This is a genomic window from Sphingopyxis sp. Soil_C_28 (assembly GCF_057657055.1).
Window position 1 is genome coordinate 1,003,492 of the sequence record NZ_JBDGJE010000001.1, and the last position, 14,654, is coordinate 1,018,145.

At 63.6% G+C, this 14,654-nt stretch carries 17 protein-coding genes; 15 read left to right on the plus strand and 2 right to left on the minus strand.

The window, feature by feature from the left end; all coding sequences use genetic code 11:
* Nucleotides 1-164 precede the first annotated feature (164 nt).
* The 8 genes from AC3A43_RS04660 (at nucleotide 165) to AC3A43_RS04695 (ending at nucleotide 6,730) form a co-directional block, all read left to right on the plus strand.
* Complete coding sequence (locus AC3A43_RS04660) at nucleotides 165-3,332, plus strand: intermembrane phospholipid transport YdbH family protein (protein ID WP_487791362.1); 3,168 nt, start codon at nucleotides 165-167, stop codon at nucleotides 3,330-3,332.
* Between the two features lie 53 nt (nucleotides 3,333-3,385).
* A complete protein-coding gene (locus AC3A43_RS04665) occupies nucleotides 3,386-3,544 on the plus strand; it encodes a YnbE family lipoprotein (protein ID WP_487792022.1) in 159 nt (52 codons plus the stop codon).
* A gap of 14 nt (nucleotides 3,545-3,558) precedes the next feature.
* Nucleotides 3,559-3,960 (plus strand): YdbL family probable chaperone protein, encoded by a 402-nt coding sequence (locus AC3A43_RS04670; protein WP_487791363.1) that lies wholly within the window; start codon nucleotides 3,559-3,561, stop codon nucleotides 3,958-3,960.
* A 231-nt stretch (nucleotides 3,961-4,191) separates the two neighbouring features.
* The gene (locus AC3A43_RS04675; RefSeq protein ID WP_487792023.1) at nucleotides 4,192-4,536 is read left to right on the plus strand and encodes an AtpZ/AtpI family protein; all 345 of its coding nucleotides are present in this window, start codon (nucleotides 4,192-4,194) and stop codon (nucleotides 4,534-4,536) included.
* 61 nt (nucleotides 4,537-4,597) lie between these two features.
* A complete protein-coding gene (locus tag AC3A43_RS04680) occupies nucleotides 4,598-5,350 on the plus strand; it encodes a F0F1 ATP synthase subunit A (RefSeq protein WP_487792024.1) in 753 nt (250 codons plus the stop codon).
* 42 nt (nucleotides 5,351-5,392) lie between these two features.
* Complete coding sequence (locus tag AC3A43_RS04685) at nucleotides 5,393-5,623, plus strand: F0F1 ATP synthase subunit C (protein ID WP_037515205.1); 231 nt, start codon at nucleotides 5,393-5,395, stop codon at nucleotides 5,621-5,623.
* A 71-nt stretch (nucleotides 5,624-5,694) separates the two neighbouring features.
* Nucleotides 5,695-6,192, plus strand: a complete 498-nt coding sequence (locus AC3A43_RS04690; protein WP_487791364.1) for a F0F1 ATP synthase subunit B family protein — start codon at nucleotides 5,695-5,697, stop codon at nucleotides 6,190-6,192.
* Nucleotides 6,185-6,730, plus strand: a complete 546-nt coding sequence (locus AC3A43_RS04695) for a F0F1 ATP synthase subunit B family protein (RefSeq protein WP_487791365.1) — start codon at nucleotides 6,185-6,187, stop codon at nucleotides 6,728-6,730. Before AC3A43_RS04690 ends, AC3A43_RS04695 begins: the two co-directional genes overlap by 8 nt.
* A 58-nt stretch (nucleotides 6,731-6,788) precedes the next feature.
* Here the strand turns inward: AC3A43_RS04695 and AC3A43_RS04700 are convergent, their stop codons facing one another.
* Nucleotides 6,789-7,214: a hypothetical protein gene (locus AC3A43_RS04700; protein ID WP_487791366.1), complete on the minus strand. Its 426-nt coding sequence runs from the start codon at nucleotides 7,212-7,214 to the stop codon at nucleotides 6,789-6,791.
* Between the two features lie 25 nt (nucleotides 7,215-7,239).
* Nucleotides 7,240-7,959, minus strand: coding sequence for an SDR family oxidoreductase (locus AC3A43_RS04705; RefSeq protein ID WP_487791367.1), 720 nt, complete (start codon nucleotides 7,957-7,959; stop codon nucleotides 7,240-7,242).
* Nucleotides 7,960-8,031: 72 nt separating this feature from the next.
* On the opposite strand from AC3A43_RS04705, the gene uvrC reads away from it, so the two are divergent.
* Genes uvrC through AC3A43_RS04740 form a run of 7 tightly spaced genes read left to right on the plus strand, consistent with a single transcriptional unit; the run spans nucleotide 8,032 to nucleotide 14,613 of the window.
* Nucleotides 8,032-9,966 (plus strand): excinuclease ABC subunit UvrC, encoded by a 1,935-nt coding sequence (uvrC, locus tag AC3A43_RS04710; protein ID WP_487791368.1) that lies wholly within the window; start codon nucleotides 8,032-8,034, stop codon nucleotides 9,964-9,966.
* A gap of 7 nt (nucleotides 9,967-9,973) precedes the next feature.
* Nucleotides 9,974-10,369: a PaaI family thioesterase gene (locus tag AC3A43_RS04715; protein WP_487791369.1), complete on the plus strand. Its 396-nt coding sequence runs from the start codon at nucleotides 9,974-9,976 to the stop codon at nucleotides 10,367-10,369.
* Nucleotides 10,357-11,094 carry a DNA repair protein RecO gene (recO, locus tag AC3A43_RS04720; RefSeq protein WP_487791370.1) on the plus strand — a complete coding sequence of 246 codons (738 nt, stop codon included), beginning with the start codon at nucleotides 10,357-10,359 and terminating at the stop codon, nucleotides 11,092-11,094. Before AC3A43_RS04715 ends, recO begins: the two co-directional genes overlap by 13 nt.
* 48 nt (nucleotides 11,095-11,142) lie before the next feature.
* The gene (gene leuB / locus AC3A43_RS04725; RefSeq protein ID WP_487791371.1) at nucleotides 11,143-12,189 is read left to right on the plus strand and encodes a 3-isopropylmalate dehydrogenase; all 1,047 of its coding nucleotides are present in this window, start codon (nucleotides 11,143-11,145) and stop codon (nucleotides 12,187-12,189) included.
* 5 nt (nucleotides 12,190-12,194) lie between these two features.
* Complete coding sequence (locus AC3A43_RS04730; protein ID WP_487791372.1) at nucleotides 12,195-13,403, plus strand: trans-sulfuration enzyme family protein; 1,209 nt, start codon at nucleotides 12,195-12,197, stop codon at nucleotides 13,401-13,403.
* 17 nt (nucleotides 13,404-13,420) lie between these two features.
* Nucleotides 13,421-13,822 carry a Co2+/Mg2+ efflux protein ApaG gene (apaG, locus tag AC3A43_RS04735; protein WP_487791373.1) on the plus strand — a complete coding sequence of 134 codons (402 nt, stop codon included), beginning with the start codon at nucleotides 13,421-13,423 and terminating at the stop codon, nucleotides 13,820-13,822.
* Nucleotides 13,819-14,613, plus strand: a complete 795-nt coding sequence (locus AC3A43_RS04740; RefSeq protein WP_487791374.1) for a LysR family transcriptional regulator — start codon at nucleotides 13,819-13,821, stop codon at nucleotides 14,611-14,613. The genes apaG and AC3A43_RS04740 overlap by 4 nt, the downstream gene beginning before the upstream one ends.
* The last annotated feature ends 41 nt before the right edge of the window (nucleotides 14,614-14,654 follow it).

Here is a 14,654-nt window from a genome sequence, read left to right on the forward strand (position 1 = left end):
GGCAATAACCGCCTTGTGACGCGCACTCAACGGTCATAGGAAAAGGAAGATGGCGAACCGGATCAATCTCCTGCAGCGAAACGAGATTTCCGGCGTTGATGCCCTGAACGCGATCGGGGTCGGAGAACGAAATATACCCGCCATGACGTCATCGGCTACCCTTCATGACTGACGCGGACGCCGCCGCGCCGCCGCGATGGAAATACCGGACGCTGTTGTTCAAGAAGCGCTGGTTGACCGCCGGTGCAGTGATCATCCTCGTCGGAGTGGTCTGGATCGCGCGCGAGCCGATTGCCAATGAGTTTATCGGCGACCAGCTCGACAGCCGCGGGGTTCCCGCGAGCTATACGATCGACCGGATCGGCTTTCGCAGCGAGATATTGTCCGACATCGTCATCGGCGACCCAAAGCGTCCCGACTTGATCGCCAAGAAGGTCGAAGTCCTGCTCAGCTATGGCTGGCGAGGGCCGTATGTCTCCGAAATTCGCGCCGACGGAGTTCGCCTCTATGGTCGTTTCGTCGATGGGCGGCTGTCGTTCGGATCGCTCGACAAGTTCCGCGACCCGACCAGCACAGATCCTTTTGCCTTGCCCGACCTGTCGGTGGTTTTGCGCGACGCGCGCGCGCGGGTCGATACGCCTTGGGGCAATGTCGGCGCTGCGTTGAACGGCGGAGGCAATCTGCGCCGCGATTTCAACGGCAAGCTTGCGCTTGTTGCACCGAGAATTGCCGCGGCGGGATGCAGCGGCGACGATATCAGCTTTTACGGGACGGTCCTTGTCCGCAATGTCCGTCCGCAGCTCATAGGCCCCCTGCGTGGCGGTTCGCTGCGGTGCGCCGACGGCAGCGTCAGCGCGGCATCGCCGCAGATCGCGCTCGACCTGTCCCTTTCGGAAGATTTGCAGAGCTGGAAGGGCAAGGCCGATGCGAGCATCGCGCGGCTGGTAGCGGGACCGGTCGCGGCCGAGCGAATGGGCCTGCGCGCGCAGTTCGACGGGACGGCCGTGCAGACGAAGCTGGATGTCAACGCCGATGTGGCGCGGCTGCGCGGCGCCGATTTCGCCGCCGAGACGGTCAATCTTGAGGCCAAGGGAAGCGTGGGTAGCGCCGCGCCGAAATTCGACGGGCGGATTCGTTTTGCCCGTGCGAGCGGCAGTGCATCGCTCCGCCGCTCCCTCGCCGAAAGCCCGCGCAGCCTTGCCGGAACGCCGGTCGGGCCGCTAGCGGCGAAGGCCGCCATGGCGCTCAGTCGCCTGCTCGCCGATGCGAGCGGCAACGCCGGGTTCGCAATTGCGGGCGAAGGGACATCGGCGCGCGTCGACCTGATCGCCCCCGAATTGACGAGCGCGAGCGGCGCGCATTTTACCGGCAGCTCGGACAGTCGGATCGGCTATCTCTATGGCGCCGCTAAACCCGCGGTACTGGCGTCTGGGCGGTGGAGCTTCGGTGGCGGCGATCTTCCATCGGGAACGCTGAGCCTCGACCGCAATATCGACGGCAAGGTGACGGGACTGGCGAGCCTCGAGCCTTATAGCGCCGAGGGTGCACGGCTTGCGCTGACACCGGTGCATTTCTCGGGCGGTGCTGGCGGGTTGCTGCGCTTTGCGACGACGGCGGCGCTATCGGGTCCGCTCGCGGGCGGACGCGTCGAGCGTTTGACGGTGCCGCTGAACGGCTTTCTTGCGCCGACGGGCGCGCTCGCGCTCGACGGCGGATGCAGCCGCGTGGCGGCCGATCGGATCGATATTGGCGGTTTTCGGTTTGGCCGAAGCGCGCTCGACCTGTGCAGTCGTCCGGGCGCGCCCTTGTTGAGCGCCGGGCCGGACGGCCTGCGCGGGAATATCCGCATTCCAGGGATTGCATTGCGCGGGACGAGCGGCGGTTCGCCGTTCAGCCTGAACAGCGGCCCGGCAAATATCGACCTTGCCGCGATGCGCTGGACACTTGCGCTGGCCGATATCCGGTTGGGCGAGGGCGAAAACGTCACGCGCTTTAACGCCGACAGCCTGAGCGGCCGCGCGACGCCGCAGGGTATGGCGGGCGATCTGCGCGGCGCGAGCGGCAAGATCGGCGCCGTGCCGCTCAACATGAGCGAGATCGCTGGGCAATGGAGGTTTGCGAGCGGCGCGTTGACGCTCGACGGCGGGCTGCTGCTCACCGACGCAGCGCCCGATCCGCGCTTCTTCCCGCTCGTCAGCAACAAGGCGAATCTCCGCTTTGAAAATGGGATCATCGAGGCAAGGGCGGGTTTCAACGAGCGGAAGACGGGAACGAAAATCCTCGACACGCTGATCCGTCATCGGCTGGCCGACAGCAGCGGCTCGGCCGACCTTGCCGTAAAGGAGCTGCGTTTCAGCGAGGCTTTCCAGCCCGACCAGCTGACCAGCCTCGCGCTTGGCGTCGTCGCCAATGTCCGCGGGTCGGTGGTCGGCGACGGGCGGATCGAATGGACTGCCGCGGGCGTCACGAGCCGAGGGACCTTTGCAACCGCCGACACGAGCCTCGCCGCGGCGTTCGGTCCGGTGACGGGGGTGACGACCACGCTTAGCTTCGACGACCTGATCGGCCTCAAATCGGCCCCCGGACAGATCGCCAAGGTCAAAGAGGTCAATCCGGGCATCCCGGTGATCGATGGCGAGATCGAATATCAGCTGCTCGGCGACAATCGCGTCCGGGTGGAGGGCGGAAGCTGGCCGTTCGCCGGCGGCAAGCTGTTGCTCCATCCGACAACGCTCGATTTCAGTGCGACCAACGCGCGGCGCTTATCATTCGACATCGTCGGCGTCGATGCGGCGGTGTTCCTGCAAAGCTTCGGTTTTGACAATATCAACGCGACGGGCGTGTTCGACGGGACGCTTCCGGTCGAGTTCGACGGGCTGGGCGGCCGCATTGTCAACGGCCGCATCGATTCGCGCGGCGGTGGCGGGACGCTCGCTTATGTCGGCGAACTTTCGAACCGTAATCTGGGCGTCATCGCCAATTTTGCCTTTGGCGCGTTGCGCAGCCTCAAATATGACGATCTTACGGTCGTATTGAATGGGGATCTCGACGGCGAAATGGTGACCGATATTCGCTTTGGCGGCGTGGGGCAGGGGGAAGGCGCCACCCGCAATTTTCTGACCAATCAGGTCGCGAAATTGCCGCTGATATTCAATGTGAAGATCCGGGCGCCGTTCCGCCAACTCCTGACCTCGGCGAAGGGGTTTTATGATCCTTCGCTGCTGATCGAACAAAATCTGCCCGCGCTGATGCGCGCGCAAGAAGAAGCCGAAGCCGCCGCGAAAGGCGCGCCCCCACCCGTTCAGCCTCCAGAAAGCGAGCCTATGCGATGAAGACGACCAAGACTGGAGCAAGGAGGATCGCCATTGACGGTCGGTATGTTGCGATGATGATAGGTGCGTCAGCCCTTGCGGGCTGCGTTCAGATCGAAACGCCCGACAAGCCGATCGAGATCAACCTGAACATCAACATCCGTCAGGAAGTGGTGTATAGGCTGGACGGCGATGCCAAGAAGCTCATCGAGCAGAATAGCGAGATATTCTGATGGGGAATGACAAGATGACGAAGACGATGTGGAAACCGACCGGACTGGCACTCGCCGCGATTGTGGCGACCGCCGCTGTGGCTTTTGCGGTACCGTCGGCGATGGCGCAGCGCGATCCCGCCTATGCTGCCGCGCGTGCGGCGGGGCAAGTGGGCGAGCAGGTTGACGGCTATCTGGGCTTTGCAACGGCGCCGACCCCGGCGATCCGCGCGCTGGTCGAGGATCTGAATATCAAGCGCAAGGCGGCCTATACCGCGAGCGCACAATCGACTGGCAGCACGGTTCAGCAATTCGCCTTTACCAGCGGTTGCAACCTGATCGCGAACACCAAGCCGGGCGAGAAATACCAGACGCCGGGCGGTGCTTGGAAAACCCGCGACGGCAGCCCTCCTGAGCGCGATGCACGCTGCCCGTAAGCGATAAGCAATACATGGGGCCTCCGGGCCTTCAGATGCCGCCGCGCCCCTAAACGCGGCGGCATTTTTGTGCGCGTGAGCGGCGTCAATTTTGTGCACCTGCGCACAAGCATTGACTTAATCCGGCGTCGTTCCTAAACGGACCGCGCCTTAGGGGTCCCCCGAATTTTCGGGCCTTTTTTCGCAGGCGGAATCGATGGATATCGGCTCTGTTTCAGGAGGATGGCAGAAATGACGGGGAATGGCAGCGATCCGGAACCAGCTTCGGAGGATTCGCGTCTGGTCTCGCTCGAAGAGCGATTGGGCCAGGCCGAAGCCGCAGAAGCAAGAAGGACCGCAGTGAATGCCGGACCGGAGACCGATGCTAATTACAAGCTCGGTAATCGCGTTCTGGCCGAACTGCTGGGCGGTATCGGTGGCGGCGCCTTGGTCGGTTGGACGATCGATCATTTTGCCGGCACCGCACCCTGGGGCCTGTTGGTTGTACTGTTCCTTGGAATAGTCGTCGCCTTCAGAAGCATATTTCGGATAGCGAATATCCGGCCTGTTAAGCTTGATGAAGCTGGGCCGGATTGAAGCTGGATTAACTGGGATTTAGGCGAGGTATCGCGTGGCGGATCAAGGCAAAGTGGACCCGATGCACCAGTTCGAGGTGCAGAAGATGTTCGACATGTTCCATGTCGGCAATCATGAGGTTGCCTTTACGACCAGTGCGATGTGGATGGTCATCGCGGGCCTGCTTCTGTGGGTCTTCATGATCGGCGGGATGAAGCGCCAGCTCGTCCCCGGTCGCTGGCAGGTCGCCGTCGAAGGCTTCACCGGCTTTATTTCGGGCATGATGAACGCCAACATCGGTCCCGAAGGCCGCAAATATACCCCCTATGTCTTCTCGCTTTTCATGTTCATCCTGATGTTGAACGTGATCGGGCTGATGCCGCTCGGCCTGTTCGGCGTGCACCCCTTCACCGTGACGAGCCACTTCACGATCACCGGTTTCCTCGCGATCCTGAGCTTCGCGATCGTGCTGATCGTCGGTTTCTGGCGCCACGGCCTGCATTTCTTCTCGCTGTTCGTTCCGCACGGCACGCCCTGGTGGCTGCTGTGGCTGATCCCCGTGATCGAGCTGGTGTCGTTCCTGGTCCGCCCGTTCAGCCTTGCGCTGCGACTGTTCGTCGCGATGACTGCGGGCCATGTGCTGATGAAGGTCTTCGCCTCGTTCATCATCGACGGCATCGCTGCCGGCCCTGCTGTGGGTCTGGGCGTTGGCATCCCCAGCATGGCGCTGATGGTCGGGATTAGCGGCCTCGAGCTGCTGGTTGCGGGCATTCAGGCTTATGTGTTCGCGCTGCTCACGTCGCTCTATCTGAACGATGCGGTCAATCTGCACTGACTTTTCAACTAGTTACTCAACGTTTTTCCAAGGAGTTTTAAAATGGACGTTCAAGCTGCTTCGCTCATCGGCGCCGGTCTGGCTGCTATCGGTGCCGGTATGGCCGCCATCGGTGTGGGCAACGTGTTCGGTAGCTTCCTCGAAAGCGCGCTGCGCAATCCGGCTGCTGCGGACGGTCAGCAGGGTCGCCTGTTCATCGGCTTCGCGGCTGCCGAACTTCTCGGCCTGCTGTCGTTCCTGATTGCAATCCTGCTGTACCTCAAGGCAGCCTGATTTCGTCTGCGGGGCTGGCCCTTTAAAGGTCGGCCCTGCGACTGCTTTTCTTTTGTCGGTCGAGTAAATCCATGCCTCAAATCAGCCAATTCGCTGAAAGCTGGTACGCCGCATCGCAGATATTCTGGGTGCTGCTGACCTTCGGCTTTGTCTTTTTCGTCATCGGCCGCGGCATGCTGCCGAAGATCGAGGCGACGGTGGACGCGCGCGACCGCAAGGTGGCGGACGATCTGGCCGCGGCGAAAGCGGCGCATGCCGCCGCCGACAATCTGGAAGAAAGCTACCGCCAGCAGAGCGACGCGAGCCGCGCCGCTGCGCAGAAAGCGGTAACCGACGCTAAGGACAAGGCCGCGAAGGACGCCGAAAAGCGTCTTGCGAAGGTCGATGCCGAGCTGTCGGACAAGCTGAGTGCCGCCGAAGCCGATATTTCGGCGGCGCGCACCTCGGCGATGGCTGAAATCGAATCGGTCGCAGCCGAAGCAGCGAGCGACCTTGTCGCCAAGCTGTCGGGCGTAAAAGTCGCTGCGGCGGATGCCAAAGCAGCGGTGAAGGCGGTGCTCCATGGCTAATGTCCTGACCATATTGTCCGAAGCCGCGGGCGAAGTGCATGTTGAACCGGCATCGTTCGGTTTCATCGACGCAACCGTCTGGGTTTCGATCGCGATGGCGATCTTCATCGGCATCCTGCTGTGGAAGAAGGTGCCGGCGATGGTCGCGGGCATGCTCGACAACAAGATTGCCGAGATATCCAAGCAGCTCAAGGAAGCCGAACAACTCCGCCTCGACGCCGAATCGCTGAAGGCGGAATATGAAGCGAAGCTCGCCGACGCCGCCAAGGAAGCCGACGAGATGCGCGTGCGCGCGGAAACCGAAGCCGAAGGGCTGGTCGCCAAGGCAAAGGCCGACGCAACCGCATTGATCGGCCGACGTAAGCAGATGGCCGAAGACCGCATCGCCGCCGCCGAAGCGACTGCGCTTACCGAAGTGCGTAGCGCAGCGGCCAAGGCCGCGACCGAAGCGGCAGCGAAGCTGATCGCCGAGAAGCATGACGCGAGCGCGGACAAGGCGCTGGTCGATCAGGCTATCGCAGGCGTCGCCAAGGGCTGAGCGTAGAGACATCGATGAATTACAAAACGCCCGCGGTTTCCGTGGGCGTTTTGCTATGTCAATTGCGCGGCGCGGGCGGTCGCGGGACCAGAGGCGGTCCCTTGCGAACGCCCGGCGGAGGCGCAACATGTTTGAACTGTTCGCAGCGCCCCTGAAGCGATGTATCGATCCGGCCGCCGACGAGGACGAGAAGGCGGATAGCGAGCGTCTTCCGATCAAGCTCATAAGCGATTTCGAAGCCGCCGCCGTCGGGCGCGGAGATAATCTCCTCGCCGATGGTGATCATTCGCGCTGTGCGCTTAACGGTGTAGCGCTGCAGTCCGCCGGCGTCGGAAACCCAAGCCGGGCCCGAGCCCGGACGAATGAGCAGCGTGAATTTTTCGGCCCCGGGACGGCCTTTCATCGTGCAGGCATAGGCGTCGAGCGATGGCGGGGGCACCGTATCGGGCGCCAGAAGCAGTGCGGCCAACAGCAGGCTCTTCAATCGAATATCCTTTGTAGATCGAGGATTAAAACCGGATCATGACCCGTCGCGCGAGCGCGGGCGAGATGCTGTGAACAAGCTGGAGCAGCTTCACCATGCCGGCATTTACTTCGCTTTTGCCGGTGCGGATGCCGCGGACGATTTCGGCGGCACAATCATGTGCGCTCATCTTCTTGCCCGCCCGGCCTGCCGTCATGTTCGTTTCGACCACAGGGGGCAGCGCTTCGATCACGCGGACGTTACTGTCTTTCAGAAGGTGTCGGATAGCCTGCGTATAGCTGCGCAGACCGGCCTTGGTCGCGCAATAGATCGACCCGCCGGCACGCGGCGCGATGGCGAGGCCGGAGGTCACATTGACGATCGTCGCCTGCGGCTGGGCGCGAAGCGTTGGCAGCAGTCGGGTGCAAAGCGCGATCGGGGCGTCGAGATTGGTTCGGATGCAATGCGCCGCGCTCTCCAGCGTCGCGACATCGTCGAGTTCATAGACGCTGCCGACCCCGGCGTTGTTGACGAGCAGAGCCAGAGGCTTGCCCGCAACGCCGTTGACCACCGCGTCGATGCCCCCGGCGGTCGACAGATCACCCGCGATCGTCCCGAAGCCAAGCGTCGACATCGCCCGCAATTTCTCCGCCGAGCGGCCCGTGATGATGACGTCAGCCCCCGCGCCCTGCAATTGCAACGCGATCTCGCGCCCGATCCCGTCGCTGCCTCCGGTAACCAGCGCAAGTTTTCCTCGTACGTCCATCAGACCCCTCCGATGACTGTTTTACGTCGCGCACTATGGCGGGTCGCATCGCCATCGCCTACATGCAAAATCATGGCTCGCCCAAATGCTCCCGATCGATTCAACGAAGATAAAGCAACCTATGTGATGCGCGGCGGCGATGGGGAGGGCGACCAGCCCGACCTCGAGCGCGGCGCCGAGGCGATCCGCAGCGTCGTGCGCAAATTGCCGACGCGCCCCGGCGTCTATCGCATGCTCGATGCGCGCGGCGACGTGCTGTACGTCGGCAAGGCGCGGGCGCTCAAGAACCGGGTGACCAACTATACGCAGGTCGCGCGACTGCCGCAGCGGCTCCAGCGCATGGTGTCGCAGACGCGCGCGATGGAAATCGTCACGACGACGAGCGAGGCCGAGGCGCTGCTGCTCGAGGCGCAGTTGATCAAGCGATATCGCCCGCCATATAATGTCCTGCTGCGCGACGACAAAAGCTTTCCCTTCATCCTGTTACGCACCGACCATGCTTTTCCGCGGGTCCAGAAGCATCGCGGGGCCCGGCGGGCGAAGGGGCGTTATTACGGGCCGTTTGCGAGCGCGGGGTCGGTCCACCAGACACTCAATGCATTACAGAAGACCTTTCTTCTGCGGAGCTGCACCGACAGTTTTTTTGCCAACCGCTCGCGGCCGTGCCTGCTCTACCAGATCAAGCGGTGCAGCGCGCCGTGCGTCGATCGCATTTCTAAAGAGGATTATGCGCAGCTGGTAGGCGACGCGCAGGACTTCCTCGAAGGCCGCTCGACCGCTGTGCAGAAACGGTTGGGTACAGCGATGACGCACGCCGCCGACGCAATGGATTTCGAGCAGGCGGCCGTACTGCGCGACCGGCTGAAATCGCTGACCTTCATTCAGGGCAGCCAGTCGGTGCACGCCGAGGGGCTGGGCGACGCCGATGTGTTCGCGCTCGCAGCCAAAGGCGGCCAGCTTTGCATAGCGGGATTCTTCATCCGTGGAGGACAGAATTGGGGCCATCGCAGCTTCTTCCCCGCGCATGTTTCGGGCGTGCCCGAGCCCGAGGTGATGGCGAGCTTCCTGATGCAATTCTACGAAGGCGTCCCACCGCCGAAGTTGATTCTCGTAGACCGCGAGCCCGAAGAATGCGCGTTGCTCGCCGAAGCGTTGGGGGAAAGCGGGGCCCGGAAGATCGAGATCAGCGTGCCGCAACGCGGCAACCGCCGCCGCTTGCTCGAACAGGCGGTGCGCAACGCGGGCGAGGAACTCGACCGGCGGCTCGCCGAGAGCAGTTCGCAGGCGAAGCTGGGGCGCGAACTCGCCGAATTGTTCGATCTCGAAAATCCGCCGAAGCGTATCGAAATCTACGACAACAGCCATATCCAGGGCACCAACGCGCTCGGTGCGATGGTTGTCGCGGGCCCCGAGGGGTGGATCAAGGGCGCGTATCGCAAGTTCAACATCAAGCGCGCCGAGACGATGCCGGGCGACGATTTTGCCATGATGGCCGAGGTGTTCCAACGCCGTTTTGCCCGCGCAATCGAGGAAGATCCCGAGCGGACCAAGGGCGAATGGCCTGACCTGGTGCTGATCGACGGCGGCAAGGGACAGGTATCGGCGGCAGGTGCGGTGCTCGCCGAACTCGGCATCGACGATCTGACTTATGTGGGCGTGGCAAAGGGCCCCGACCGCAACGCCGGACGCGAGACCTTCTATCACCCCGACGGACGCGAGTTCACATTGCCGCCGAACAATGCGGCGCTGTTCTATATCCAGCGGCTGCGCGACGAGGCGCATCGCTTTGCGATCGGCGCGCATAGGGCCAAGCGCGCCAAAGCGATGGGAAGCTCGCCGCTCGACGAGGTTCCGGGCATCGGCCCGTCGCGCAAGAAGGCGCTGCTGATGCATTTTGGGACCGCGCGGGCAGTGCGCGGCGCGAGCCTCGAGGATTTGCAGAAGGCGCCGGGGGTGAGCGCGGCGGTGGCGCAGGCGGTGCATGATTTCTACCATTCAGGCAGATGAAGGGACGATGATGGATTTTGCAGCAGCCATGCCGCTCGCGGGGACGCTTGGGGTGACGATCAATGAGGGCAGCAAGGACCGCGTTGCCGGCAGGCTGCCCGTGCGCGCCGAAATCTGCACCGCGGGCGGGATCGTTCATGGCGGCGCGATCATGGCCTTTGCCGATTGCCTCGGCGCCGTCGGGGCGTTCATGACGCTGCCCGAGGGGGCGAACGGGACGACAACAATCGAGAGCAAGACCAATTTTCTAGGCGCCGGCCCGGTGGGCTCGGTGCTGATTGGCGAGGCGAGCCCGGTGAAGATCGGCAAGCGCCTGTCGGTGTGGCAGACGCGCATCCGCACCGAGGATGGCGCCGATGTTGCGCTGGTAACGCAAACGCAGATGGTGCTTTGGCCAGCCTGACCGCCGACGCCATCGTCTGCGCGGTCCGCGCACACGGCGAGCATGGCGCGATTGTCCGCGCGCTGACGCAGGAGGCGGGGCTGGTCGCCGGTTATGTCCGCGGCGGGCGGTCGACGCGGCTGCGGCCGATCCTGATCCCCGGCAATCTCGTCGCGCTCGAACTGCGCGCGCGGACCGACGATCAACTGGCCGGCGCGACCGCAGAGCTGCTCGAAAGCCGCGCGCCTCTGCTCGCCGAACCGCTGCCGTCGGCGGCGATCGACTGGGTGACAAGCGTGACGGCGGCGATCTTGCCGGAAAGCCAGCCCTATCCTGCGCTCTACTCGGCGCTGTCGGCGGTACTCGATGCGATCGGGGCTGCGTCGTCGGCGCGGCAATGGGCGGCTGCGCTGGCACGGTACGAGCTGTTGCTGCTCGCAGAGCTGGGTTTCGGGCTGAACCTCGACGAATGTGTGGTGACGGGCTCGCCCAATGATCTGGCGTTCGTCAGCCCGAAATCGGGGGGCGCGGTGAGCGCCGGGGCTGCGGCAGGGTACGAGGAAAGATTACTTCGTTTGCCTCCCTTCTTGCGCGGTGTCGGGGCGACCCCGTCGATGGAGGATGTTCTGGGCGCGCTAGTTATCACTGGCCATTTTATCGACCGCGACCTGCTCGACGGACGCAACCGCGAATTGCTGGCCGTGCGGGCGCGTTTGATCGATCGGCTGGGCAGAGCGGTTGCGTGACGCGCCGTCGCTGTCTAAGCGGCTGGCGAGACACGAAAGGGCGACATAGTGCAAATCCTGCTGCTGGCCGGTGACGGTATCGGTCCGGAAATCATGGCGGAGGCCGAAAAGGTCCTTTCCGCATTGGCTTTGCCGGTGACGCTCGACCATGCGCTCGTTGGCGGAGCGGCCTATGAAGCGACCGGTCATCCCTTGCCTCCCGAAACACTGGCAAAGGCGAAAGCGGCCGATGCCATCCTCTTCGGCGCCGTCGGCGATCCGCGCTTCGACAATGTCGAGCGCCATCTGCGCCCCGAGCAGGCGATCCTGGGCCTGCGCAGCGAACTCGGCCTGTTTGCCAACCTGCGCCCGGCCAAGCTGTTCGCCGGGCTGGAGGACAGCTCGGCGCTGCGTCCCGAGGTCGCAGCCGCGATCGACCTGCTGATCGTCCGCGAACTTAACGGCGACGTCTATTTCGGCGAGAAGGGCACGCGCACGACTGCGAGTGGCGAGCGCGAGGGGTATGACGTCATGTCGTACGGCGAGAGCGAGGTGCGCCGCATCGCGCATGTCGCCTTCCGCGCGGCGCAAGGGCGAGCGAAACGGCTTTGCTCGGTCGACAAGGCCAATGTGCTCGAAACCTCGCAGCTGTGGCGCGATGTCGTCGTCGAGGTCGCCGCGGAATATCCCGACGTGACGCTCACCCACATGTATGTTGACAACGCCGCGATGCAGCTGGTGCGCAATCCGGGCCAATTCGACGTCGTGGTTACCGGTAATCTGTTCGGCGATATCCTGTCCGATCAGGCGTCGATGTGCGTCGGGTCGATCGGTCTGCTGGCCTCGGCCTCGCTGAGCGAAGGCAAGCAAGGTCTGTACGAGCCGATCCACGGCAGTGCGCCCGATATCGCCGGTAAGGGCGTTGCGAATCCGCTGGCGATGATCTTGTCGCTGGCGATGCTGCTCCGCCATTCGGGCGGCGACGAGGTGAGCGCGGCGCGGATCGAGGCGGGGGTCGCCAAGGTGCTTGCCGACGGCTGTCGCGGCGCGGATCTGGGCGGTATTATGGGAACAACGGCTTTGGGCGATGCGGTTGTTTCGGCTTTGAACGGATAGATGAAATGAAGAAGACGACGGGTTTCGATCGCAGCACGACACGCAACTGGCACCCTGCGACGCAGGCCGTGCGCGGCGGGACGTGGCGCAGCGAACATGGCGAGACGTCGGAAGCGCTCTTCCTGACCTCGGGCTATACCTATGATGATGCCGAGACGGTTGCGGCGCGCTTTGCCGGCGAAGCGCAGGGCATGACCTATTCGCGCCTGCAAAACCCCACGGTGGCGATGCTCGAAGAGCGGATCGCACTGATGGAAGGCGCTGAGGCGTGCCGCACCCAAGCAACCGGCATGGCCGCGATGACGACGGCTCTGCTGTGTCAGCTCTCGGCGGGCGACCATATCGTTGCGGCGAAGGCGGCTTTCGGTTCGTGCCGCTGGCTGGTCGATCATCTCTGCCCGCGCTTTGGCATCGAGACGACCGTCATCGATGGCCGCGACAATGATGCCTGGGAAAAGGCGATCCAGCCGAACACCAAGGTGTTCTTCTTCGAAACCCCGGCAAACCCGACGATGGATATCGTCGACATGAAGCATGTCTGCGCCGTCGCGAAGGCGCATGGCATCACCTCGGTGGTCGACAACGCTTTTGCGACCGCGGTCCTTCAGCGCCCGATGGATTTCGGCGCCGATGTGGTCGCCTATTCGGCGACCAAGCTGATGGAAGGGCAGGGGCGCGTCCTCGCCGGCGCCGTTTGCGGAACCGAGAAATTCATCAACGATGTGCTGCTGCCATTCCAGCGCAACACCGGCCCGAACCTGTCGCCCTTCAATGCATGGGTGGTACTGAAAGGGCTCGAAACGCTCGACCTGCGGGCCAAACGTCAGTCCGAGAATGCGCTGGCGGTCGGCAAGTCGATCGAAAGCCGCGTCGCGCGCATGCTCCATCCGGGGCTTCCCAGCCATCCGCAGCATAATCTGGCCATGAGCCAGTCAGACGCGTGCGGCCCGATTTTCTCTTTTGTGCTCGACGGCGGGCGCGAGCAGGCGATGGGCCTGCTCAATGCGCTCGAATTGGTGGATATTTCGAACAATATCGGCGACTCGCGCAGCCTTTGCTGCCACCCCGCCTCGACCACCCATTATAGTGTCAGCGCCGAAGCGCGCGCGGACATGGGCGTTGTTGAAGGCATGCTGCGCATCAATATCGGGCTCGAAGACCCGCGCGATGTGATTGCCGATCTGGACCAGGCATTGACCAGGGTCGGGCTTTGAGCGACGTTGGCGCCTCGATGATAGACTCCTTCTTTCCCTTTGCGGCCGCCACCGGGTCGATCACCGTGCGCGTGGCGGTCAGCTATCTGCCCGAACAGTCGCATCCGGCGCTCGGTCGCTGGTTCTGGGCCTATCATGTTCGCGTCGAAAATCACGGCGAGACCGCGGTGCAGTTGCTCAGCCGCCACTGGCGGATCAGCGACGGGCGCGGGCAGATCAGCGAAGTCGAAGGCGAGGGCGTCGTTGGCGAACAACCCATGATCATGCCCGGCGGCGCTTTCGACTATGTCTCGGGTTGCCCGCTTCCGACCCCCGAGGGGTCGATGGTTGGAAGCTATGCAATGGAATTCAGCGACGGGGCGCAGCTGCTCGTCGCAATCCCGCAATTCCCGCTTGTGGCGCCTGCAACCGCGTCATGAAACGGACCCATCTTCCCCTGAACGCCCTGCGCGTTTTCGATGCCGCTGCCCGGCATCTTAGCTTCACGCGTGCCGCTGATGAACTGGCGGTCACGCCTGCCGCGGTCGGCCAGCAGATTCGCGCGCTCGAGGATATGCTCGGCGTCGTTCTGTTTCGCCGTACGCCGAAGGGTCTTGAACTGACGGGCGAGGCCGATGCCGGTCTCGATGCGCTGCGTCAGGGCTTTTTGCAGTTCGAGGAATCGGTGCGCGCGATGCAGGCGGGCCAATCGTCGCAGTCGCTGACGATCGCCGCGCCGCGCGACCTGACCGCCAAATGGCTGGCGCCGCGGCTGGCCCGCTACAGCCAGCAGGCGCCCGATGTGCGCTTTACGCTGGTGTCGGCCGACAGCGGGATCGATTTTACCGAAGCGAATCTCGATATCGCGATCTTCTGGACCGACGGGACGGGCGAGCATGAAGGCGTGGCGCTCGCCGACGCGCTGATGGTCACCGTCGCGGGGCCGGGCAGCAACAGCGACACCCGCATCGCCTGGCCGGGTTGCCCCGTTGCCGACGGCGAGCCGGCGCTGCGCCTTGGCGACGCGGGGCTGGCGATCGATGCGGCGGCAAACGGTCTGGGGCAGGCCAATGTGCCCGCGATGCTCGCGGACGCCGATATCGCATCGGGCCGCGTGCGGATGGTGGGAGAGGCATTTGCCGTGAAGCGCGGCTATTGGCTCGTCGCGCCGACGCCGCAATGGCGGCAGGCGAAGGTCAAGGCTCTGGTTGCGGCATTGACTGCGGTTTGATGTAACCGAGACAGGGCGGCGGACGAATATCCTCGAAACCA

Coding starts and splice junctions, on each gene's coding strand:
- AC3A43_RS04660 (WP_487791362.1), top strand. CDS start 165: ATGACTGACGCGGACGCCGCCGCGCCGCCGCGATGGAAATACCGGACG.
- AC3A43_RS04665 (WP_487792022.1), top strand. CDS start 3,386: ATGATGATAGGTGCGTCAGCCCTTGCGGGCTGCGTTCAGATCGAAACG.
- AC3A43_RS04670 (WP_487791363.1), top strand. CDS start 3,559: ATGACGAAGACGATGTGGAAACCGACCGGACTGGCACTCGCCGCGATT.
- AC3A43_RS04675 (WP_487792023.1), top strand. CDS start 4,192: ATGACGGGGAATGGCAGCGATCCGGAACCAGCTTCGGAGGATTCGCGT.
- AC3A43_RS04680 (WP_487792024.1), top strand. CDS start 4,598: ATGCACCAGTTCGAGGTGCAGAAGATGTTCGACATGTTCCATGTCGGC.
- AC3A43_RS04685 (WP_037515205.1), top strand. CDS start 5,393: ATGGACGTTCAAGCTGCTTCGCTCATCGGCGCCGGTCTGGCTGCTATC.
- AC3A43_RS04690 (WP_487791364.1), top strand. CDS start 5,695: ATGCCTCAAATCAGCCAATTCGCTGAAAGCTGGTACGCCGCATCGCAG.
- AC3A43_RS04695 (WP_487791365.1), top strand. CDS start 6,185: ATGGCTAATGTCCTGACCATATTGTCCGAAGCCGCGGGCGAAGTGCAT.
- AC3A43_RS04705 (WP_487791367.1), bottom strand. CDS start 7,959: ATGGACGTACGAGGAAAACTTGCGCTGGTTACCGGAGGCAGCGACGGG.
- uvrC (WP_487791368.1), top strand. CDS start 8,032: ATGGCTCGCCCAAATGCTCCCGATCGATTCAACGAAGATAAAGCAACC.
- AC3A43_RS04715 (WP_487791369.1), top strand. CDS start 9,974: ATGATGGATTTTGCAGCAGCCATGCCGCTCGCGGGGACGCTTGGGGTG.
- AC3A43_RS04730 (WP_487791372.1), top strand. CDS start 12,195: ATGAAGAAGACGACGGGTTTCGATCGCAGCACGACACGCAACTGGCAC.
- apaG (WP_487791373.1), top strand. CDS start 13,421: ATGATAGACTCCTTCTTTCCCTTTGCGGCCGCCACCGGGTCGATCACC.
- AC3A43_RS04740 (WP_487791374.1), top strand. CDS start 13,819: ATGAAACGGACCCATCTTCCCCTGAACGCCCTGCGCGTTTTCGATGCC.